Annotated in this window: 25 protein-coding genes; 10 read left to right on the forward strand and 15 right to left on the reverse strand. The window is 65.1% G+C overall.

Annotated features, from left to right (window positions below):
* Nucleotides 1-65: 65 nt before the first annotated feature.
* From mdh to sdhC, 8 genes are all read right to left on the reverse strand, one after another.
* Entirely contained in the window at nucleotides 66-1028 is a 963-nt protein-coding gene (mdh, locus tag B5M41_RS18390; RefSeq protein WP_134649327.1) for a malate dehydrogenase, read from the reverse strand.
* 166 nt (nucleotides 1029-1194) lie between these two features.
* Entirely contained in the window at nucleotides 1195-2388 is a 1194-nt protein-coding gene (gene zapE, locus B5M41_RS18395; RefSeq protein WP_134649326.1) for a cell division protein ZapE, read from the reverse strand.
* Nucleotides 2389-2422: 34 nt separating this feature from the next.
* The gene (locus B5M41_RS18400) at nucleotides 2423-2953 is read right to left on the reverse strand and encodes a protease inhibitor Inh/omp19 family protein (RefSeq protein ID WP_134649325.1); all 531 of its coding nucleotides are present in this window, start codon (nucleotides 2951-2953) and stop codon (nucleotides 2423-2425) included.
* Between the two features lie 143 nt (nucleotides 2954-3096).
* On the reverse strand, nucleotides 3097-3876 hold the full coding sequence (locus tag B5M41_RS18405; RefSeq protein WP_134649324.1) for a succinate dehydrogenase iron-sulfur subunit: 780 nt from the start codon (nucleotides 3874-3876) through the stop codon (nucleotides 3097-3099).
* The gene (locus B5M41_RS18410; protein WP_230640218.1) at nucleotides 3876-4229 is read right to left on the reverse strand and encodes a virulence factor; all 354 of its coding nucleotides are present in this window, start codon (nucleotides 4227-4229) and stop codon (nucleotides 3876-3878) included. The genes B5M41_RS18405 and B5M41_RS18410 overlap by 1 nt, the downstream gene beginning before the upstream one ends.
* Nucleotides 4230-4267: 38 nt before the next feature.
* Nucleotides 4268-6109, reverse strand: coding sequence for a succinate dehydrogenase flavoprotein subunit (gene sdhA / locus B5M41_RS18415; RefSeq protein ID WP_134649323.1), 1842 nt, complete (start codon nucleotides 6107-6109; stop codon nucleotides 4268-4270).
* A 6-nt stretch (nucleotides 6110-6115) separates the two neighbouring features.
* Nucleotides 6116-6496 carry a succinate dehydrogenase, hydrophobic membrane anchor protein gene (gene sdhD, locus B5M41_RS18420; RefSeq protein ID WP_134649322.1) on the reverse strand — a complete coding sequence of 127 codons (381 nt, stop codon included), beginning with the start codon at nucleotides 6494-6496 and terminating at the stop codon, nucleotides 6116-6118.
* 10 nt (nucleotides 6497-6506) lie between these two features.
* Complete coding sequence (sdhC, locus tag B5M41_RS18425; protein WP_134649321.1) at nucleotides 6507-6899, reverse strand: succinate dehydrogenase, cytochrome b556 subunit; 393 nt, start codon at nucleotides 6897-6899, stop codon at nucleotides 6507-6509.
* A 301-nt stretch (nucleotides 6900-7200) separates the two neighbouring features.
* On the opposite strand from sdhC, the gene B5M41_RS18430 reads away from it, so the two are divergent.
* Nucleotides 7201-7635: a hypothetical protein gene (locus tag B5M41_RS18430; RefSeq protein WP_134649320.1), complete on the forward strand. Its 435-nt coding sequence runs from the start codon at nucleotides 7201-7203 to the stop codon at nucleotides 7633-7635.
* Here B5M41_RS18430 and B5M41_RS18435 read toward each other — a convergent pair.
* The 5 genes from B5M41_RS18435 to tsaD are packed head-to-tail and all read right to left on the reverse strand — an operon-like array spanning nucleotide 7616 to nucleotide 11119.
* Nucleotides 7616-8272 carry a class I SAM-dependent methyltransferase gene (locus B5M41_RS18435; protein WP_134649319.1) on the reverse strand — a complete coding sequence of 219 codons (657 nt, stop codon included), beginning with the start codon at nucleotides 8270-8272 and terminating at the stop codon, nucleotides 7616-7618. The two genes, B5M41_RS18430 and B5M41_RS18435, sit on opposite strands and share 20 nt — an antisense overlap.
* A gap of 7 nt (nucleotides 8273-8279) precedes the next feature.
* Complete coding sequence (locus B5M41_RS18440) at nucleotides 8280-8711, reverse strand: EVE domain-containing protein (RefSeq protein WP_134649318.1); 432 nt, start codon at nucleotides 8709-8711, stop codon at nucleotides 8280-8282.
* Between the two features lie 4 nt (nucleotides 8712-8715).
* Entirely contained in the window at nucleotides 8716-9009 is a 294-nt protein-coding gene (locus B5M41_RS18445; protein WP_134649317.1) for a YciI-like protein, read from the reverse strand.
* Nucleotides 9010-9041: 32 nt separating this feature from the next.
* On the reverse strand, nucleotides 9042-10022 hold the full coding sequence (locus B5M41_RS18450) for an NAD(P)H-dependent glycerol-3-phosphate dehydrogenase (protein WP_209020871.1): 981 nt from the start codon (nucleotides 10020-10022) through the stop codon (nucleotides 9042-9044).
* Nucleotides 10023-10024: 2 nt separating this feature from the next.
* Entirely contained in the window at nucleotides 10025-11119 is a 1095-nt protein-coding gene (gene tsaD, locus B5M41_RS18455; RefSeq protein ID WP_134649315.1) for a tRNA (adenosine(37)-N6)-threonylcarbamoyltransferase complex transferase subunit TsaD, read from the reverse strand.
* Between the two features lie 74 nt (nucleotides 11120-11193).
* Between tsaD and hemC the strand changes: the two genes are divergently transcribed.
* The 8 genes from hemC to B5M41_RS18495 all read left to right on the forward strand — a co-directional run bounded on the left by hemC (nucleotide 11194) and on the right by B5M41_RS18495 (nucleotide 17836).
* The gene (gene hemC, locus B5M41_RS18460; protein ID WP_134649314.1) at nucleotides 11194-12123 is read left to right on the forward strand and encodes a hydroxymethylbilane synthase; all 930 of its coding nucleotides are present in this window, start codon (nucleotides 11194-11196) and stop codon (nucleotides 12121-12123) included.
* Nucleotides 12124-12132: 9 nt separating this feature from the next.
* Nucleotides 12133-12852 (forward strand): uroporphyrinogen-III synthase, encoded by a 720-nt coding sequence (locus tag B5M41_RS18465; protein WP_167719083.1) that lies wholly within the window; start codon nucleotides 12133-12135, stop codon nucleotides 12850-12852.
* Between the two features lie 99 nt (nucleotides 12853-12951).
* Nucleotides 12952-14169: a COG4223 family protein gene (locus tag B5M41_RS18470; RefSeq protein ID WP_134649312.1), complete on the forward strand. Its 1218-nt coding sequence runs from the start codon at nucleotides 12952-12954 to the stop codon at nucleotides 14167-14169.
* A 13-nt stretch (nucleotides 14170-14182) separates the two neighbouring features.
* On the forward strand, nucleotides 14183-15799 hold the full coding sequence (locus tag B5M41_RS18475; RefSeq protein ID WP_134649311.1) for a heme biosynthesis protein HemY: 1617 nt from the start codon (nucleotides 14183-14185) through the stop codon (nucleotides 15797-15799).
* Between the two features lie 104 nt (nucleotides 15800-15903).
* On the forward strand, nucleotides 15904-16392 hold the full coding sequence (locus tag B5M41_RS18480) for a tellurite resistance TerB family protein (protein ID WP_134649310.1): 489 nt from the start codon (nucleotides 15904-15906) through the stop codon (nucleotides 16390-16392).
* A gap of 3 nt (nucleotides 16393-16395) precedes the next feature.
* Nucleotides 16396-17112: a glutamine amidotransferase gene (locus tag B5M41_RS18485; protein ID WP_134649309.1), complete on the forward strand. Its 717-nt coding sequence runs from the start codon at nucleotides 16396-16398 to the stop codon at nucleotides 17110-17112.
* 99 nt (nucleotides 17113-17211) lie between these two features.
* Nucleotides 17212-17505 carry a YggT family protein gene (locus tag B5M41_RS18490; protein ID WP_134649308.1) on the forward strand — a complete coding sequence of 98 codons (294 nt, stop codon included), beginning with the start codon at nucleotides 17212-17214 and terminating at the stop codon, nucleotides 17503-17505.
* A 4-nt stretch (nucleotides 17506-17509) separates the two neighbouring features.
* Complete coding sequence (locus B5M41_RS18495; protein ID WP_230640219.1) at nucleotides 17510-17836, forward strand: DUF167 domain-containing protein; 327 nt, start codon at nucleotides 17510-17512, stop codon at nucleotides 17834-17836.
* A gap of 2 nt (nucleotides 17837-17838) precedes the next feature.
* Here B5M41_RS18495 and ppa read toward each other — a convergent pair whose 3' ends face one another.
* Nucleotides 17839-18372: an inorganic diphosphatase gene (gene ppa, locus B5M41_RS18500; RefSeq protein ID WP_134649307.1), complete on the reverse strand. Its 534-nt coding sequence runs from the start codon at nucleotides 18370-18372 to the stop codon at nucleotides 17839-17841.
* A 135-nt stretch (nucleotides 18373-18507) separates the two neighbouring features.
* Between ppa and B5M41_RS18505 the strand changes: the two genes are divergently transcribed.
* Nucleotides 18508-19122, forward strand: a complete 615-nt coding sequence (locus tag B5M41_RS18505; RefSeq protein ID WP_134649306.1) for a hypothetical protein — start codon at nucleotides 18508-18510, stop codon at nucleotides 19120-19122.
* Nucleotides 19123-19128: 6 nt separating this feature from the next.
* Here B5M41_RS18505 and B5M41_RS18510 read toward each other — a convergent pair whose 3' ends face one another.
* On the reverse strand, nucleotides 19129-19635 hold the full coding sequence (locus B5M41_RS18510; RefSeq protein ID WP_134649305.1) for a GNAT family N-acetyltransferase: 507 nt from the start codon (nucleotides 19633-19635) through the stop codon (nucleotides 19129-19131).
* Between the last annotated feature and the right edge of the window lie 193 nt (nucleotides 19636-19828).

Here is a 19828-nt window from a genome sequence, read left to right on the forward strand (position 1 = left end):
AATCCTGTCTGGAGCATGTCCAGCAAAATGCCTTTGCCGGACATGCGTGAACAAAAGAACCGGAATTACTTCAGCGCGGGTGCGATGTTGATGCAGGCTTCGCAAAGGCCTGCGACGGCCGCGACCGACTTCTCGAAGGCTTCCTGCTCGGCCTTGTTGAACTCGACCTCGATGATGCGCTCGACGCCACCCTCGCCGATGACGGTGGGAACGCCGACATACATGTCCTTCACACCGTACTGGCCCGACAGGTAAGCCGCGCAGGGCAGAACCCGCTTCTTGTCCTTCAGGTAGGACTCGGCCATTTCGATCGCGGACGCGGCCGGCGCATAGTAGGCCGAGCCCGTCTTGAGCAGGCCGACGATCTCCGCGCCGCCGTCACGGGTACGCTGGATGATTTCTTCCAGGCGCTCCTTGGTGACCCAGCCCATCTTGACGAGGTCGGTCAGCGGAATGCCGGCGACGGTGGAGTAACGGGCGAGCGGCACCATCGTGTCGCCGTGGCCGCCGAGAACGAAGGCGGTGACGTCCTGGACGGACACCTTGAATTCCTCGGAGAGGAAGAGGCGGAAGCGGGCCGAGTCCAGCACGCCGGCCATGCCGACGACCTTGTTCTTCGGCAGGCCGGAGAACTTCTGCAGCGCCCAGACCATCGCGTCGAGCGGGTTGGTGATGCAGATGACGAAGGCGTCGGGGGCGTATTTCTTGATGCCGGCGCCGACCTGTTCCATGACCTTGAGGTTGATGCCGAGCAGGTCGTCGCGGCTCATGCCGGGCTTGCGGGCAACGCCGGCGGTGACGATGCAGACATCGGCACCCTCGATCGCGGCATAGTCGCTGGCGCCCGTCAGCGAAGCATTGAAGCCTTCGACCGGCGAGGATTGGGCGATATCGAGGCCCTTGCCCTGCGGGATACCGTCGGCAATGTCGAAGAGGACGATGTCGCCCAGCTCCTTCAGGCCGGCGAGATGCGCCAGCGTGCCACCGATCATGCCAGAACCAATAAGTGCGATCTTCTTGCGGGCCATGAAAGCTTCCTTTGCTTCGATCAACGGGCCCGGCAATGTCGCAACCGCAGGACCCTTCGGCGCAAGGGCTTACGCTTGTCAGGTTAAAAATTCAATACATACTTTTTGATCGAAGTATTTCAATCGGTTAGATGCAAATTTTCTTACGTAAACGTAAGAATTTCCGTCATGCTTTCGTCACGCCCGTGCTGTATCTGGCGTTGTGGTCCGCCAGATACTCGGTGCTGCGGATCTCGATGAGGCGCGAGACGGTGCGATCGAATTCGAAGCCTTCCGTGCCCTTGCGGGTGACCAGAAGATCTTCCGGCGCGGCGGCGGCGGACGCGAAAAGCCGCGCGCGGTGATCGTAGATCGTGTCCACGAGATTGATGAAGCGCTTGGTCTCGTTGCGCTTTTCCGCACCGAGCAGCGGAATGTGATCCACGAACAGCGTATCGTAATGCGCAAGGATCTCGAGATAATCGGCAGCACCCAGCGGCCTGGCGCACAGGTCGGCAAAGGAAAAGCGGGCAACGCGCCCGGCCGCCTGCGGCACGGCGATGGTTCGCCCGCGAAACGACAGCGTCGCCGGCGCGACGGTCGCGCCCGCCGTCTCGCGCCGCCAGGCGGCATCCATCGCCGCATCCGCCTCGCTGTCCAGCGGATGGCGGAAAACGGGCAGGCCGCTGTCCTTTTCCATGCGGTAGTCCGTCACGGAATCGAGCGGCACGATCTCGACATACTGTTTGAGAAGATCGACGAAGGGCAGGAAGAGGTCGCGGTTGAGACCCTCGCGATAAAGGTTGTCCGGCTCGACATTCGACGTCGCGACGAGGATGCAGCCACGCTGGAAAAGCTCGCCGAAGAGCCGCGACAGGATCATCGCATCCGCGATGTCGGTCACGGAGAATTCGTCAAAGCAGAGCAGGCGTGCTTCCTCGATGAGGCTGGCGGCCACCGGCGGCACGGGGTCGGCCTGCTTGGTCTCGCCCGCCTTCAGCTTCTGCCGGTGTTTGTGGATGCGGTCGTGCACATCCGCCATGAATTCGTGGAAATGCGCCCGCCGCTTGCGCTTCAGCGGCGCAAGCTCGAAGAACATGTCCATCAACATGGTCTTGCCCCGGCCGACGCCGCCATGGATGTAGAGCCCCTTCGGGGCCGCGACGCTTTCGGGCTTGCGGGAGGCGAAGAGCCAGCCGAGCGCGCTCGACTTGCGCGCCGGCCGCTGGACGTGGAGTTCACTCAGCAGCCTGTCGAAGCGCAGCGCCATCGCCTGCTGCGCCGCATCCGGCTTCAGCGTTCCGCTTGCCACGAGGGCCTTCAGCCTGCCTGAAACGCCATGTTCCGGATGTGTCGAAACACTGTCCCAGTGCTTGCCCATGGGCGATGCTTATCCGCGTCGGAAGAGAAAGGGATCAGCGCGACAGGCTAACCGGCTGGCCCGAATTGGTCGATCCGTCGAAGCGGGTATCGGCGGTCTTGTAGAGACGCGCGATGGGATTGCCCTCGCGGTCCTTCAGCACGACCTGTTTGCCGGCGACTTCCCAGGAGCCCATCGCCGTCAGCTCGCCCGCGCAGCCGCGCGTGCCGCCGCGCGACCCGCCGCCGAGATTGGTGAGAGTCAGGAACATGTCGCAGGAAGACGGACCGTTCGCCACCCGCCAGTTGCCGACCATGGATTCCTTCTTGACGTCGAGCGCGCTCGCCGCGGCGGCGGCGTTGCCCGTGCCGGTCGCCATGGCCGTGTCGGTCGTCGGCTGGGCGGGGAACTGCGCGGTATCCTTGGTCGGATCGGGCAGCTGGCTGGACGAGACGCTGCCCACGGGCTGGCCCTGGAGCGGCGTGATGTTCGGCTGCGTATTCACGCTGTCCATCGGCGCGGTCCGCTGGCACCCCGCAAGAGCAAGCGCCATCATCAGTCCGCCTGCCACATGATGAATCCGCATGTCGATACTCCCGATATCTGCCCGATACTGCTGCCGTGCAGCAATTCTCGCCGAATTAACGTGAATCGCCCGCATGAATCAAGACGGAACGGCCCGAATGATCAGGCCGCCTCGTCACGTTTCGTGAACGCTGCTTATGTAGGTCAGAGACGGCGCTCGACCAGCATCTTCTTGATCTCGCCGATTGCCTTGGCCGGATTGAGGCCTTTCGGGCAAGCCTGGGCGCAATTCATGATCGTGTGGCAGCGATAGAGGCGGAAGGGATCTTCCAGATTGTCGAGGCGCTCGCCGGTCGCTTCGTCGCGGCTGTCGATCAGCCAGCGATAGGCCTGAAGCAGGACGGCCGGGCCGAGATAACGGTCGCCGTTCCACCAGTAGCTGGGACAGGAGGTCGAGCAGCAGGCGCAGAGAATGCACTCGTAAAGCCCGTCCAGCTTGAGACGGTCGTCATGGCTCTGCTTCCACTCCTTGGCCGGCGTCGGCGACACGGTCTTCAGCCAGGGCTCGATCGAGCGGTGCTGGGCGTAGAAGTTGGTGAGGTCAGGGATGAGATCCTTCACCACGGGCATATGCGGCAGCGGATAGACTTTCACCGCGCCCTTCACCTCGTCCATGCCCTTGGTGCAGGCGAGCGTGTTGGTGCCGTCGATGTTCATGGCGCAGGAGCCGCAGATGCCTTCGCGGCAGGAGCGGCGCAGCGTCAGCGTCGGATCGATCTTGTTCTTGATGTAGAGCAGCGCATCGAGAACCATCGGCCCGCAATCGTCGACATCGATGTAATAGGTGTCGATCGACGGGTTCTTGCCGTCGTCGGGGTTCCAGCGGTAGACGCGCAGCTCGCGCGTGTTCGTGGCGCCGGCCGGCTTCGGCCAGACCTTGCCTTCGCTGATCTGCGAGTTCTTCGGGAGAGCGAGTTCAACCATTATCGGCCCATGCCTTTTGCCATCAGTGCCAGTTCGATAGCCGGCGTCAGATCATTGTTGTCTTCAATTCGCAGCATGCGGATATCGGTAACCGAAGGTGCGAACCAATCATATTCGAGCGTAAGCCGCTGGACCGCGATCTGGCATTTCACGCTGTCGATCGTCTCATCGCCGAAATAGACGCTGCCCTGCTGGCGGTCGAATCCCTGACCACGAAGGAATTTGGCAATGTCGTTATACGCATTCTGCCACGACTGATTGTGATAGCTCTTTTTCAGCGTATCCGTATCGAGGTCGAAGCTGATCGCATACATGGGTCGTGAGAACCTTCTGTTATGCCCCATCATGTTCATGGCGAAATCCTTTCCCCGCCATTGTCGCATGACTCCGCTTAATAAACACGCGCCTTGGGCGCGATCTTCTGGGGATCGATGCCGTCGGCGATGAGGTCGGTGTGCACGGGGCGATAGTCGAGCTTCACGTCGCCCGCCTCGTTGACCCATGCGAGCGTGTGCTTGCGCCAGTTGACGTCGTCGCGGCCGCCGAACGGACCGTCGACATAGTCCTCGCGGGCATGCGAGCCGCGGCTTTCCTTGCGCGCTTCGGCACCGTAGACCGTGGTGATGGCGTTGGCCATCAGGTTTTCCAGCTCCAGCGTCTCGACGAGGTCGGAATTCCAGATCATCGAGCGGTCGGTGACCTTGATGTCAGGCAGTTCCTTCCAGATTTCCGTGATGCGCTTGCAGCCGTTTTCCAGCGATTCCTGCGTACGGAACACGGCGGCGTCTTCCTGCATGGTGCGCTGCATCTTGTCGCGCAGCACGGCCGTCGGCGTGCTGCCATTGGCGTAGCGCAGGCGGTCGAAGCGATCCATGATCCTGTCGCAGGCGGCGATGTCGAGCGCCGGGACAGGCTCGTTGCGATCGATGACCTCGCCGGCGCGGATGGCCGCGGCACGGCCGAAGACCACCAGGTCGATCAGCGAGTTGGAGCCGAGGCGGTTTGCGCCGTGCACCGAAGCGCAGCCGGCTTCGCCCACAGCCATGAGACCGGGCGCGATGCGCTCCGGGTTCTGGCCGTCGGCATTGAGCACCTCGCCCCAGTAGTTCGTGGGAATGCCGCCCATATTGTAGTGCACGGTCGGCAGGACCGGGATCGGCTCGCGCGTCACGTCCACGCCAGCAAAGATCTTCGCGCTCTCGGAAATGCCCGGCAGGCGCTCGTGCAGAACGGCCGGATCGAGATGGTCGAGATGCAGGAAGATGTGGTCCTTGTTCTTGCCGACGCCGCGGCCTTCGCGAATTTCCATCGTCATGCAGCGCGAGACGACGTCGCGCGAGGCGAGGTCCTTGGCGGACGGCGCATAACGCTCCATGAAGCGCTCGCCTTCGGAATTGACGAGATAACCGCCCTCCCCGCGCGCGCCCTCGGTGATGAGGCAGCCCGCGCCGTAGATGCCGGTCGGGTGGAACTGCACGAATTCCATGTCCTGCAACGGCAGGCCGGCGCGCGCGATCATGCCGCCGCCGTCGCCCGTGCAGGTATGGGCCGAGGTGGCCGAGAAGTAGGCACGGCCGTAGCCGCCGGTCGCCAGAACCACCATCTTGGCGGCGAAGCGATGGATCGTGCCGTCGTCGAGGTTCCAGGCCACGACGCCGGTGCAGCGGCCGTCGGCCGACATGATCAGGTCGAGCGCGAAATACTCGATGAAGAATTCCGCATTGTTGCGCAGCGACTGGCCATAGAGCGTGTGCAGGATGGCGTGGCCGGTACGGTCGGCGGCGGCACAGGTGCGCTGCACCGGCGGGCCTTCGCCGTAGTTCTGCATGTGGCCGCCGAACGGGCGCTGGTAGATCTTGCCTTCGGCATTGCGCGAGAAGGGCACGCCGTAATGCTCGAGCTCATAGACCGCCTTCGGCGCTTCCATGGCGAGATACTGCATGGCGTCGACGTCGCCGAGCCAGTCGGAGCCCTTTACGGTATCGTACAGGTGCCACTGCCAGCAGTCGGGCGTCATGTTGACGAGCGAGGCGGCGATGCCGCCCTGGGCGGCGACGGTGTGCGAACGCGTCGGGAAGACCTTGGTGATGCAGGCCGTCTTGAGACCCTGCTCGGCCATGCCGAGCGTGGCGCGCAGGCCCGCACCGCCGGCCCCGACGACGATCACGTCGAAGGAGTGGTCCACATAGGTATAGGCCTTGCCGTTGGCCGCCGGGGAGGAGTTCGCTGCCATGATGGATTATCCTGCGAAGGCGATCTTGAGGACGGCGAAAAAACAGAGAGCGCCGACCAGAAACGCGAAGAAGGTATTGAGCATGAGAAGGACGATCTTGATGCCTTCCGCATGCACGTAGTCCTCGATGATGACCTGCATGCCGAGCTTCATGTGGATGAGGCCGGAGATCACGACGAGGGCCATGATAACGGCCACGAACGGGTTCGACAGCGCTGCCGTCACCTCCGCATAGGAGGCGCCGTTGTAGCAGATAAGAAAGCCGACGAAGAACAGGAGCAGGGGCACGTTGGCCACAGCCGTGAGACGCTGGCGCCAGAAATGTTCCGTGCCGTCCTTTGCCGAGCCGAGGCCGCGAACCTTGCCGAGGGGCGTGCGCATATCCATGGGGCTCTCCTCAGCGTGCCAGGTAGCCGACGACCCAGATCAGCACCGTCAGGGCGACGGAGGCGATCGGGGTTGCAATGGCGAGTTTGGTATTGAAGTGCTTCTCGTAGCCGTGGCCCATGTCCCACATGAAGTGGCGGAGCCCGCCAAGCATGTGATGCATCAGCGCCCAGGTATAGCCGAAGAGCACGAGGCGGCCGATCAGCGTGCCGAAGAACCAGCTGACCCAGCTGAAATAGGCCTCGCCCGAAGCGGCGGCGATCAGCCACCAGGCGACCAGCACCGTGCCGAAGTAGAGCGCCGCACCGGTGATGCGGTGCACGATGGACATGACCATCGTCGGGATTGGCTTGTAGACTTGGAGATGCGGCGAGAGCGGCCGGCTTCGAGTGACATTCGCCATCTGAACCTCACGGAACCCCGGAGAGCCATAAACTGGACAAATTTTCTCCGGAATTGCAGTATGTTGTGCACAATGCAGTGATTGCGACGTTTAATCACCGGAAAGCGGAACCACAAGCCTCATTGCAGTGCAAAATGAATTTAATCGATTAGAGATCGCGCCTGCGGCCGCCCCGTTTTAAGACATCGCCGCGCCGTTAACGATATCTGAAAATTCTTCAAGCGTGTCAGTGACTTTCCGCGGCCAGGGGGCCATTCTGCCCGTTAACGATTTGTTAACCACCCACGGAAGGCAGGACAGAATGACTCTGTTATCGGCACTCCGCGCGACGAAAGTCTTCGTGCTTGCGGCCGCGCTCGTGACAGGCGGCATGACGGCCGCCCATGCCGGCGACGGCCTGCGCCATCGCCATCACCACAATCATGGCGGCCATGGCGGCCTGAAGACGATTTCGCGTCTCGATACCGATGCCAGCCGCGGCGGCTTCAGCACCCGGCTGCGCTATCACGGCGACGGCGGCAGGCGCGCCGACCCGGATTTCTACGCCGGCGGCATCGTCGCCTATCGTGACGGCGGCAGCGGTCTTTATTTCTATGTCGAGGACGACGGCGGCTATCGCTGGTCCGCCCGGCCGGCGGAGCGCCGTGCAAGCGGGCCGAAGATCATAACGCTCAGCCCGGGTCACAACGACTGTGCATGGGAAGCGGGCGTCTGCGTCATCCGGCCGGGCCGGTGAAACGCCAGACCGTGGTCTTCTTGACCTCGCTGTCCTCCAGCGCCCGCGTCACCGGCACCGTATAGGTGGCGAGCGCTTCCATGCGCTCGCGCGGGCAATAGGCGCGGCCGGGATCGCCGACCAGCACCGTGGCGCCGCGCGCGGCAAGCGCGGCAAACCAGGGAATGAGCGCTTCGGCGAAGGCGCGGTCGTAAAATACGTCGCCGGCAAGAACGACGTCCCAGCCTTCATCGCGTCCAAGCATATCCTCGCTCGTGCTGTCGAGCGACACGTCGTTCAACGCCGCGTTCAGGCAAATCGCCGTTCCGCTCCAGGGATCGATATCCGCCGCCAGCACCGAGGCAGCGCCTGAAAGCAGCGCCGCGATGCCGACGAGGCCGGAGCCGCTGGCGAAATCGAGCACCGATTTGCCGGCTACCAGCGCCGGGTGATCCAGCACATGGCGCGCGAGCCCCTGGCCGCCCGCCCAGGCGAAAGCCCAGAAGGGCGGCGGCAGGCCGATCTCCTCCAGCTCAGCCTCGGTCTTCAGCCACAGGTCATGCGCCTCGGAGGCGAGCCTGAGCTGCACCTCCGGCACATGCGGCGGCGCCAGCACGTCCGTATTTTCGATGATGAAGACCTGCGGGTCCGTCCTCACGAGCAGGTCAGCGCGGCGGGTTGTCGAGACCGCCCATGCGGCAGACCTCGATCCACTCCTCCTCCGTGACCGGCTGCACCGAAAGGCGCATGGAGGTGACGAGCGCCATCTTGGCAAGCTTCGGGTTGGCCTTCACGTCCTTGAGCGAGACGGGCTTCGGCATGTCGCACACCGCGCGGATATCGACGCAGTCCCAGCGCGGATCGTCGCCCGCGGTCGAATCGGGGTGCGACAGGGCGCAGACCTCGGTGATGCCGACGACCTCCAGCCCCTCGTTGGAGTGGTAGAAGAAGCCCTTGTCGCCGATCTTCATGGCCCGCATGTTGTTGCGCGCCAGATAGTTGCGCACGCCGTCCCATTCCTCGCCGGCCTCACCCTTCGACTTCAGCTTGTCCCAGGAGAACTTGAAGGGTTCGGATTTGTAGAGCCAGTACGCCATCGACTCAGGCCTCCGGGTTGTTGAAGACCCAGTTCCAGGCCTTCACCTCGACGGACGCGAACAGGCCGGCCTTGGCATAGGGATCGTTGGCGGCGATTTCGCGCGCGGCCTCGATCGTCTCGGCCTTGACCACGACGAGGCTGCCTGTCGGCTTGCCGTCCTCGCCGAGGAAGGGCCCGGCAAAGGCAAGCGTGCCTTCCGTGTTGAGCGCGTTCAGATAGGCGACGTGTTCGGGACGGGTGTCGAGGCGCACCTGCAGCGCGCCGGGCTTGTCCTGGCAGACGAATGCGAAAAGCATGGACGATCCTTCTCTGGCTTCTGGCCGTTCTGTCATTCCTGGGTGATGGGGCGCGTCATCAGCTGCCCGATGGCCGTCTTCACGTCGAGCGTGCCGTCGATGATGCGCGCCACCGCATCGGTGATCGGCATGTCGATGCCCTTTTTGGCAGCGACGCCGGAGGCGACGGAGGCGGCGAATGCCCCCTCGACGAGGTCGCCCGACCAGCCGGCCGCGTTGCCCTCGCGCCCGAGCGCGATGCCGAAGCGCAGGTTGCGCGACTGGTGGCTGGTGCCGGTCAGCACGAGATCGCCGAGCCCGGACAGGCCCATGACGGTCACACCCTCGCCGCCGTGGCCTTCGACGAAGCGCGACAGCTCCGCAAGCCCGCGCGAAATCAGCGCCGCCCGGGCCGAATCGCCAAGCTGCGCGCCCTCGATGATCCCGCAGGCGATCGCCAGCACGTTCTTGAGCGCCCCGCCGAGCTGCACGCCGATCCGGTCCGTCGACGGATAGAGCCGGAAGGTCGGCCCGGAAAGCGCCTTTGCCAGCACCGCGCCGATCTCGATCGTGCGCGCGGCGATCACCATGGCCGTCGGCAGGCCCTTGGCGATATCGGCCGCGAAGCCCGGACCGGACAGCACCGCGATCTCGCGGCCCGGAAGCTCCTCTTCCAGCACGTCCGTCAGGAGGCGGCCCGTGTCCTTTTCCATGCCCTTGGCGCAGACAACGACGGCCGTGCCGGGCGCGAGCAGCGGCGCGAGCGTGCGCGCGGCTTCACGTTGCGCCTGCGATGGCATGGCGAAAAGCACGATGCCCGCCCCTCGCACCGCCTCGATATCCGCGCTGTAGGTCAGCGCATGCGGCAGGTCGATGCCCGGCAGCGCCTTCTCGTGACGGCGTGAAAGCCGCATCGTCTCGACAATGTCGGCAGAGCGGCCGATGAGAACGACGTCCCCGCCGCTTGCCGCCGCAACGCTTGCGAGCGCGGTCCCGAAGGCGCCTGCGCCGAGCACGGCGATCCTGCCCGAGATGCTCATGCCTTGGCTCCCCGTTTGCCGGATCCCAGAAGCGTCGCGGCCGCCTTGTCGAGCGGCCAGCGCGAGCGCGGCGCGACGGAGAGGTCATCCGCCGAAAGCCCCACGGCCATGCGCTCCAACCCCGCCCAGGCGATCATCGCCGCATTGTCTGTGCAGAGCGCCAGCGGCGGCGCGATGAACCGGAACCGGTTCTTGTCGCACAGCGCCTGAAGCGTCGCGCGCAGCTCGGCATTCGCCGCAACGCCGCCGGCCACCACCAGCGCCGGTGTCGCGACATCGGGATAGAGCGCGCGGAACCGCTCCAGCCCGCGGCCGATGCGATCCTTCAGCGTGCGCGACACGGCGCGCTGGAAGGAGGCGCAGATGTCAGCGATATCCTGCTCGGTGACGGGCTCGATCGATTGCGCGGCTTGCCGCACGGCCGTCTTAAGCCCCGAAAAGGAGAAATCGAGCCGCGCTTCGCCGACGAGCGGGCGCGGAAAGGTGAAGCGTTCGGCATTGCCGCGCTTCGCCATGCGCTCGACGGCCGGGCCGCCGGGATAGGGCAGGCCGAGCAGCTTGGCCGTCTTGTCGAAGGCCTCGCCGAGCGCGTCGTCGATGGTCGTGCCCCAGCGCTCGTAATCATCGACGTCGCGCACCAGAACGAGCTGGGTATGGCCGCCGGACACCAGCAGCATCAGATAGGGAAAGGCGATGCCATCGGTCAGCCGGGCCGTCAGCGCATGTCCCTCGAGATGGTTGACGGCGTAGAGCGGCTTGCCGGTCGCCCGCGCAATGGCCTTGCCCGTCATCAGCCCGACGATCAGGCCGCCGATCAGCCCCGGACCGCTGGTCGCGGCAATGGCATCGACATCCGCGAGCGTGCGCCCGGACCGCAGCAGCGCTTCGGAAATCAGGCTGTCCAGCGCCTCGACATGGGCGCGCGCCGCGATCTCCGGCACCACGCCGCCATAGGCGCTGTGCTCCTCGAGCTGGCTCAGCACCACCTCGCCCAGGATCTCGCCATGCCCGTCCGCCGCGCGTGTGACGACGGCCGCGGCGGTCTCGTCGCAGCTCGTTTCGATGCCGAGAATGGTCAGTTGGGACGACATGAAGCACTTGGGATTGATTGCGATGGGCGGTAAACCCGTTTACGAGACATCCCGGTAACAATGGATCAAGGCGGATGCAAACAAAACCTTTCCGGATCGGCACGCGCGGCAGCCCGCTGGCGCTCGCCCAGGCCCACGAGACCCGTTCGCGCCTGATGGCGGCCCATGGCCTGGCCGAAGACATGTTCGAGATCGTCGTGCTCTCCACGAAGGGCGACCGCATCACCGACCGTTCGCTGGCGCTGATCGGCGGCAAGGGCCTGTTCACCGAGGAGATCGAGGCACAGCTGGCCTCCGGCGAGCTCGATTTCGCCGTGCATTCCTCCAAGGACATGCCGACGAAACTGCCGGAAGGGCTGCATCTCTCCGCCTTCCTGCCGCGCGAGGATATCCGCGACGCCTTCATCGGCCGCACCGCAAAGCGCCTGCTCGACCTGCCGCAGGGCGCAACGGTCGGCTCGGCCTCGCTACGCCGGCAGGCGCTCATCCGGCGCCTGCGGCCGGACCTCAACGTCATCGTCTTCCGTGGCCAGGTCGATACCCGTCTCGGCAAGCTCGCCGCCGGCGAGGCCGATGCCACGCTGCTCGCCTATGCCGGGTTGAAGCGCCTCGGCAAGACGGATGTGCCGACCGAACTGCTCGACCCCGTTTCCTTCCCGCCGGCGCCGGCGCAGGGCGCGATCTGCATCGAAAGCCGCATTGGCGACGATCGCATCAGCGGCCTGCTTTGCGCCATCGACGACCGCACGACCCACGCCGCCGTCGCCTGCGAGCGCGCATTTCTCGCCACGCTCGACGGCTCCTGTCGCACGCCCATCGCCGGTTACGCGAGCGTCGAGGGCGACCACATCCGGTTTCGCGGCATGATCCTGACGCCGGACGGCAGCCAGTTCCACGAAATCGAGACGAGCGGCCCGGCCAGCGATGCCGCAAGCCTCGGCGCCGATGCCGGCGAGGCGATCCGCGCGAAGGCGGGAGCCGGTTTCTTCGACAGCTGGGCCTGAGCCGTGCGCGTGCTCGTGCTTCGCCCCGAGCCGGCCGCGGCCCGCACTGCCCGAACACTCTCGGCGCGAGGCCATGACGCGGTGCTGCTGCCGCTCTCGAAAGCCGAACACGATATCGAGGCCGTCAGGGAAGCGCTCGCAACGCCGCACGCGGCCATCGCCGTGACCAGCGCGGAAATCGCACGGCTGTTTTCGACGATCGGGACCGACCTCGCCCCGCATCTTTCGACACGCGTCTTCGCCGTGGGACAGGCCTCCGCAGACGCGATGAAGGCGGTCGGTTTCCATGACGTCCACGCGGCCGGCGGCGACGGCGCGGCACTGGCCGAAAGCGTCATCGCGCATGTTCGCGTTTCCGGTGCGCCGGAGAGCCCGATCCTCTATCTCGCCGGCAAGCCGCGTGCATCCGGCTTCGAGAACAGGCTTCGGGCGGCAAGCATCCCGTTCCGGACGATCGAAAGCTACCGCATGATGGCGCTCACCTACCCCCCGACCGCCGTCGCATCTGCACTGCTGGAACCGGTGCCCGATGCCGTGCTTCTTTATTCGCCGGAAAGTGCGCGTGCCTTCTTCGGCCTCGCGCCCCTCCTGGAAATGCCGGATCGGTTTGCGGCGCTGCGTCTTCTCTGCATGAGCCCGAATGTCGCGGCGATCGTGCCGGAACGCTTTGCCGCACAGGCCGAAATCGCCACGGCGCCCGATGAGGCGAGCCTGCTCGCGCTGCTCTGACGGCAGGGCCGCGGCGGATGAATTTGCCGGCGGGGTCTTTCCCTCCCCGCCATCCCTGTCTACCTTTAGTGCAGTGCACATGAATGCAAGGAGGTCGCCATGGAACCGGAAAACCCGTCCCGTCGCAAGAAGAGCGGCGACGAACCCGTGACGATCGATCTCGAAGCCGTCCCGGCCAGCGGCGAGGAGACGCGGCAGGCTGCTGAAGAACCTGTGGCGGAAGAGACGACGCCGGCAGCAGAAACGGCCTCCGAGACGACCCCCGAGCAGGAAGACCTGAAGGACGAACCGGTCGAGCCTGCCCGCCCCACCTATGAGGAGCCCGTGCGCGCAGAGACGCCGCCGCCTTCGCAGCGCGGCAATGCCGGCACGCTGGCGGCCGGCATTCTCGGCGGCCTTATCGCGCTCGTCGGCGCCGGCAGCCTGCAATATGGCGGCTATCTGCCCGCCCCCGGCCCCGAACGCGCCGGTGACGATGCCGCCCTTTCGAGCCTGGCGAACGAGGTCGAGGCGCTGAAGGCCCGGTTGGCGGAAGCCCCGTCGGCTGCCCCGGTCGATCTCCAGCCGCTCGAAACCCGCCTTGCGGCCCTGGAAAAATCCACCGCTGACGGTGGTGGCGCATCCGGCGCGAACCCGGAAAGCGTGACGAAGCTCGAAGGCGACGTGACGCGGCTGAACAGCGAGCTTGCCGGCCTGCGTGACCAGATCGCCCGTACCAGCGAGGCGGTGGGCACTACTGAAAGCCAGCTGACCGAACGCATCGCCGCCGCCGAACAGAAGCTCGACGCGCCGCGCAGCGATATCGAAATGGCCAAGGCCGTGGCCGCGAGTGCGCTCAAGACCGCCATCGATCGCGGCGGCCCGTATCTCGCGGAGCTGGAAGCCTTTGCCAGCGTCGCACCGGACGATCCGTCCATCGCGGGCCTGCGCGCCCATGCGGCCGTGGGCGTCGCGTCGCGCGCCGACCTCGCCGCCGATTTCCAGAAGACGGCCGACGCCATTCTCGACGCGGTGCACCAGCCGGACGGCGAGCAGGGCATCATGAGCCGCCTGATGGCGAGCGCCGCTTCGGCCATCCGCGTTCGCCCGGTCGGCAGCATCGAGGGCGACAGCCCCGAGGCCGTCGTCGCCCGCATCGAGAACAAGCTGCAGAACGGCGATTTCAAGGGCGCGCAGATCGAATGGCAGACCCTGCCCGAAAAAGGCCAGGCTGCCGGCGCGGATTACAAGCGCAAGCTCGACGAGCGCGTCGCGGTGGAGGAGCTGATCGGCAACGTCGTGTCCGGCGCGCTCAACGCAACGGCGAAACAGGGCTGACGGGAGAAGCTTCATGATCCGCATACTCGTTTTCGCTCTCTTCGTCCTCGCGCTTGCTGCCGGCTTTGCCTGGCTCGCCGATCGTCCGGGCGAACTTTCCATCATCTGGCAGGGCCAGCGCGCCGATATGAGCCTGATGGTGGCGGCGACGCTCGTCGTCTCATTGATCGCGGCCGTGATGTTCTGCTGGTGGCTGGTGCGGGTCGTCTGGACCTCGCCGCACTCCATCCAGCGCTATTTCCGCGCCCGCAAGCGCGACCGCGGCTATCAGGCGCTGTCGACCGGCCTGATCGCCGCCGGCGCCGGTGATGCCGCCGGTGCCCGCAAGATGCTGTCGCGCACCAGGGGCCTGCTCAGCGCCGACCAGGAACCGCTCATCCACCTGCTCGAAGCGCAGGCCGCGATGATCGAGGGCCGCTACGACGACGCGCGCAAGAAGTTCGAACTCATGGCCGATGACCCGGAAACGCGCGAACTCGGCCTGCGCGGCCTCTATCTCGAAGCCCGGCGGCTCGGCGCCAACGAGGCGGCGCGGCAATATGCCGAGCGTGCTGCCGAAAAGGCGCCCCAGCTTCCCTGGGCGACGGAAGCCGCGCTGGAATATCGCTCGGAAGCAGGCGATTGGGACGAGGCGCTGAAACTGCTCGGCGATGGCCGCTCCGGCTCGCCGGAGGACAAGAAGACCTTCGCCCGCCGCAAGGCCGTGCTGCTCACCGCCCGCGCCGCCGACAAGCTCGACGCCGACCCGAAGGGTGCGCGCGAGGATGCCCACCAGGCGCTGAAGCTGGACGAGACCTTCGTTCCCGCCTGCCTGATCGAGGCCAAGGCCTATCTGCGCGAAGATAACCTGCGCAAGGCGGCCGGCATCCTCGAAAAGCTCTGGAAGGCGACGGCGCATGCCGACGTGGCCAAGCTCTATGTCCGCGCCCGCAGCGGCGATTCGGCCACCGATCGCCTCAAGCGCGCGGAAAAGCTGGAGGCGCTGCGCCCCAACAACGCCGAGGCGCTCTATGTCGTGGCCGAGGCCGCGCTGGAAACGCGCAACTTCCCGCTTGCCCGCGCCAAGGCCGAAGCCTCCGCACGGCTTTCGCCGCGCGAAAGCGTCTTCCTTCTCCTGGCCGATATCGAGGATGCAGAGACCGGCGATCAGGGCCGTATCCGCCACTGGATGAACCAGGCGCTGAAGGCGCCGCGCGATCCGGCCTGGACTGCCGATGGCATCACATCGCCGGAATGGCGCGCCGTTTCGCCCGTCACGGGCCGCCTGGATGCCTTCGAATGGAAGACGCCGGTCAGCGAATTGCAGGCGCCCGTCGAAGACGGCGCCGCCAACTCCGTCGAGGAGGCGATCCGCACCCTTCCTCCGCTCGCAATCGAGACGAAACCCGTCGCGGTCGTCGAGAACGTCGTGACCGTCGCCAAGGCCGAGCCCGAGAAACCCGTCGTTGTCGCTGAAACGGCGGTCGAGCCTGTCACGGTGAAGAGCACCAGAACGGAGACCGCCCCTGAAAAGGCTAAGCCGGCACCGGTCGAGCAGGAAGAACGTCCCTTCTATGGCCTGCCGGATGATCCGGGCGTCAAGGAAGGTCCGCTCAAGCGTGACGGCACGAGCGGGTTCAGGCTGTTCTAGAAGGCGAAGTCTGCCGGGTCGGGGGGCGGGCGACGGACATGACAACAGATGGGCGCCTGCCGCAAGAAGCGGACAGGGCCTTGCGACAATGGGGCTGATAGCAGATGTTCGAACGCCTGCAGCACTTTCTGGCGAGCCTTTCCGGCGGAGACGACAGACGGGCCTTTGCCGTCGATGACCCGCGCGTGGCGGTCATGGCGCTCTGCATCCAGGTGATGGAGGCCGACGGCAAGGTGCTGGATGTCGAGAAGGCCGCACTGCGCGCCCGCTTCAAGGACTATTACGACATCGATGAAAAGGAACTGGATGCGCTTGTCGCCGCCGGCGCCGACGCCGAAAGCGAGGCCATCGATTTCTTCCACTTCACCTCGGAATTGAAGCGCCAGCTTTCGGAAGAACAGCGCATCGGGCTGATCGGCCTGCTCTGGGAAATCGTCTATGCGGATGGCGAGCGCAGCGAGATGGAGGATCACGCCATCTGGCGCATCGCCGACCTGCTCGGTGTCTCCGGCCGCGAACGCATCATGAAGCGGCAGGAAGCGGCCCAGCGCGCCGGCGCACAAGCGGCGCACGAGGAGACCGGCGAAACCTGAACCATGCCTGATCTGTCCAATTTCCCACCGCGCAAGCGCCCGGTTCTCGTGGTGCTGCACCAGGAGAGATCGAGCCCCGGCCGTGTCGGGCAGATCCTGGAAAGCATGGGCCACGCGCTGGATATCCGCCGCCCGGTGCTCGGCGATCCGCTGCCGGCAACGCTTGCCCATCATGCCGGCGCCGTCGTCTTCGGCGGGCCGATGAGCGCCAACGACGACGAGCCCTATATCCGTGACGAGGTCGACTGGCTCGCCGTTCCGCTGCGCGAGAACCGTCCCTTCCTCGGCATCTGCCTTGGCGCGCAGATGCTCGTGCGCCAGCTCGGCGGCAGGGTTTTCGGCCATAGCGAGGGCTGGACGGAAATCGGCTGGTATCCGCTGAATGCCACGCAGGCCGGCACCGCCCTGATGCCCTGGCCCGACATGGTCTACCAGTTTCACCGCGAGGGCTTCGATCTGCCGTCCGGCGCCACCCTGCTTGCCACGGGCCATCACTACGAGAACCAGGCCTTCCGTTACGCCGACAATGCCTGGGGCATCCAGTTCCACGGCGAGCTGACGCTGGCCATGATGCACCGCTGGGTCGTGCACGGCGCGCATCGTTTCGAGCTGCCGGGCGCGCAGGTGGGCAGCCTCCATCTCCATGGCCGCCTGCTGCACGACGCCGCCCTGCGGCTCTGGATGACCGCCTTCCTGGAAAGGGTCTTCCACGAGGATTGAGCGTCCGCGTTAAACATGTTGCCGCGGCGTCCGGCGCCGGCCTTGCTGGCTGCGCCCGCAATGGCTACATGTCAGCACGAAAACCATTTGGAGACATCAATGATAGCGGTCATCAACACCCTATTGTTCATCATCAATATCGCCTGGTTCCTGGTGATCGCCTCGGCGATCTTCTCCTGGCTCTATGCGTTCAACGTGATCAACACGAACAATCAGGTCATCGCCACCATCGGCCGCTCGCTCTACCAGCTGACCGAACCGATCTACCGGCCCATCCGCCGCGTGCTGCCCAATTTCGGCGGCGTGGACCTGTCGCCGCTCGTCGTGCTCGTCATCCTGTTCTTCCTGGAGCAGGTGATCCGCACGGTCCTGGCCCCGGCTCTCCTCTCCTGACCCCGTGACGACCGCGCCGGGCGCCGCGATCCGGCGCCGTGACGACCATGTGCGCCTGTCGGTGCGGCTGACGCCGAACGGCGGGCGCGATGCGGTCGACGGCTGGGAAACCGGCGCCGACGGCGAAGGCTACCTCAAGGCCCGGGTCAGCGACCCGCCCGACAAGGGCAGGGCCAACAAGGCTTTGATCGCTCTTGTCGCCAAGGCCGCGGGCGTGGCGAAATCCGCCGTCAGCCTGGTGAGCGGCGATACCCAGAGAAAGAAAATCCTCCGGATCGAGGGCGACCCGGAGGATATCGTCTTGAGGCTGGACGCCGCCGTGCGGCGCTGAGCTTACTTCTGCGCGTTGTAGCGCTCGACGGCTTCGAGGATCAGCTTCTTGGCCACGGTCACGTCCTGCCAGCCGCCGATCTTCACCCACTTGCCGGGCTCCAGATCCTTGTAGTGCTCGAAGAAGTGCTCGATCTGCTTCAGCGTGATTTCCGGCAGGTCGGTATAGTTCTCGACCTTGTCGTAGCGGCGCGTCAGCTTCGGCACCGGAACGGCGATGATCTTCTCGTCCTGGCCGCCATCGTCTTCCATGACCATGACGCCGATCGGGCGCACGTTGATGACGCAGCCGGGGATGAGCGGACGCGTGTTGCAGATGAGAACGTCGATCGGGTCGCCGTCTTCGGACAGCGTGTGCGGCACGAAGCCGTAATTGCCCGGATAGGTCATCGGCGTATAAAGGAAGCGGTCGACGACAAGCGCGCCGGCGTCCTTGTCCATTTCGTACTTGATCGGATGACCGCCGACCGGCACCTCGACAATCACGTTCACGTCATCAGGCGGATTCTTGCCAACGGAAATCGCATCGATACGCATGGGGGCTCCCTCGATTGGAAAAGCAATGATTTGCGGGCTTCCTAATGCGAATCCCGCTGCGGCGCAACATGACTTTCGCCCAAGCCGAATAGACCGGGTCCAAGCCCCGTCTTCCCCCATGACCGGAGGATCCCCATGCGCCTGACGTCCCTTCTTCTTTCCGCCGCTTTCGTCTTCGGCCAGACCGCTGTCGCGAGCGCCAACGAAAGCACCTATACGGACCGCAATCTCGATGCCTGCAAGACGATTGCGCAGGAGGATGAAGGGCCGAGCGTCACGCTGCAATGCGCCGGCTACAAGGACCTCTCCGTCTATTTCAAGGAGGGGGACCTGCGCCAGAGCCAGGCCTACGGGCCGATCGGAAAGCCCTATCTCGACCAGGCCTTCGAGACCTTCGGGCCGTTCAACCATACGGGTGCCAAGATCGAGTGGCGGCTGGGTGCCGACGGCACGCCGATCGCCGCCGTCGCGCGCTGGTTCGTCGCGGACCCGGAGCAGACCGACAGCGCCGATACCCGCTACGGCCAGATCCTCGTCGTCTCCACGATTGCGACGGCAAAGAACCCGACAAGCTGCGTCGTGGGCTATGTCGATGCGCTCGAAAACAAGGACGCCAACGCGCTGGCCCGCGACATCGCGGACGAAAAGGCCGCCGGTTTCATTTGCGGAACGTCGCAGCCGCAATGGCGCGGCAAACAGGGGAAGTTCTCAGAACAGCCGATGCGCTATCTGCCCGACGCGGTGCAATAGGACCGCCTAGGGCCAGACAAAGCCGACCTTCTTGAGGTCCTTCTCGCCGAAGTTCTCCATGCCCTCGGCGATATCGCGACCGCCGGAGGAGCGGAAAAAGCGATAGGCGTGCTCGCTGTCCTCCAGGCACCAGACGATGAGGCCCTTGCAGCCCAGCGACTTCAGCAACAGTTTCGCCTCGCCGAAAAGCTGCCGGCCAAGGCCGATGCCCTGATATTCCGGCCGCAGGTAGATTTCGTAGATTTCCCCTTCCTGGGGGAGCGCACGGGCGCGGTTCAGGCCGAGCGTGGCATAGCCCGCGACCGTTCCGGCGACATCCAGCACGAGCAGCGTGGCCGGGCCGCGGGTCGCCTTGCGCCACCACGTCTCGCCGCGGCGGTCGACCATCTGGATCAGCGGCTTGTGCGGGATGAGGCCGGCATAGGCTTGCAGCCACGAGATCCGGTGCGTTTCGGATATCGCGCGTGCGTCCTGCGGCTCGGCGCGCCGCACGTCGATCGACAGTGTCTTCATAACACCACTCATATTCCTGCACCGACTCCACCGGAATCCCGCAGGACCTGAAGGCATGCATTGCCCACAGCCGAGTTCCGGACGGCGCATGGAAAAGTTAACGCATTTTTAACAAGCGTCACAAGCCGTAAAAAGACGGCACACACATGAAAAACCCCGGCACGAAGGCCGGGGTCCAATGTGTTCCGATACG

Origin of the sequence: Shinella sumterensis, assembly GCF_004514425.2 — a bacterium.
GTDB classification, from domain to species: Bacteria; Pseudomonadota; Alphaproteobacteria; order Rhizobiales; family Rhizobiaceae; genus Shinella; species Shinella sumterensis.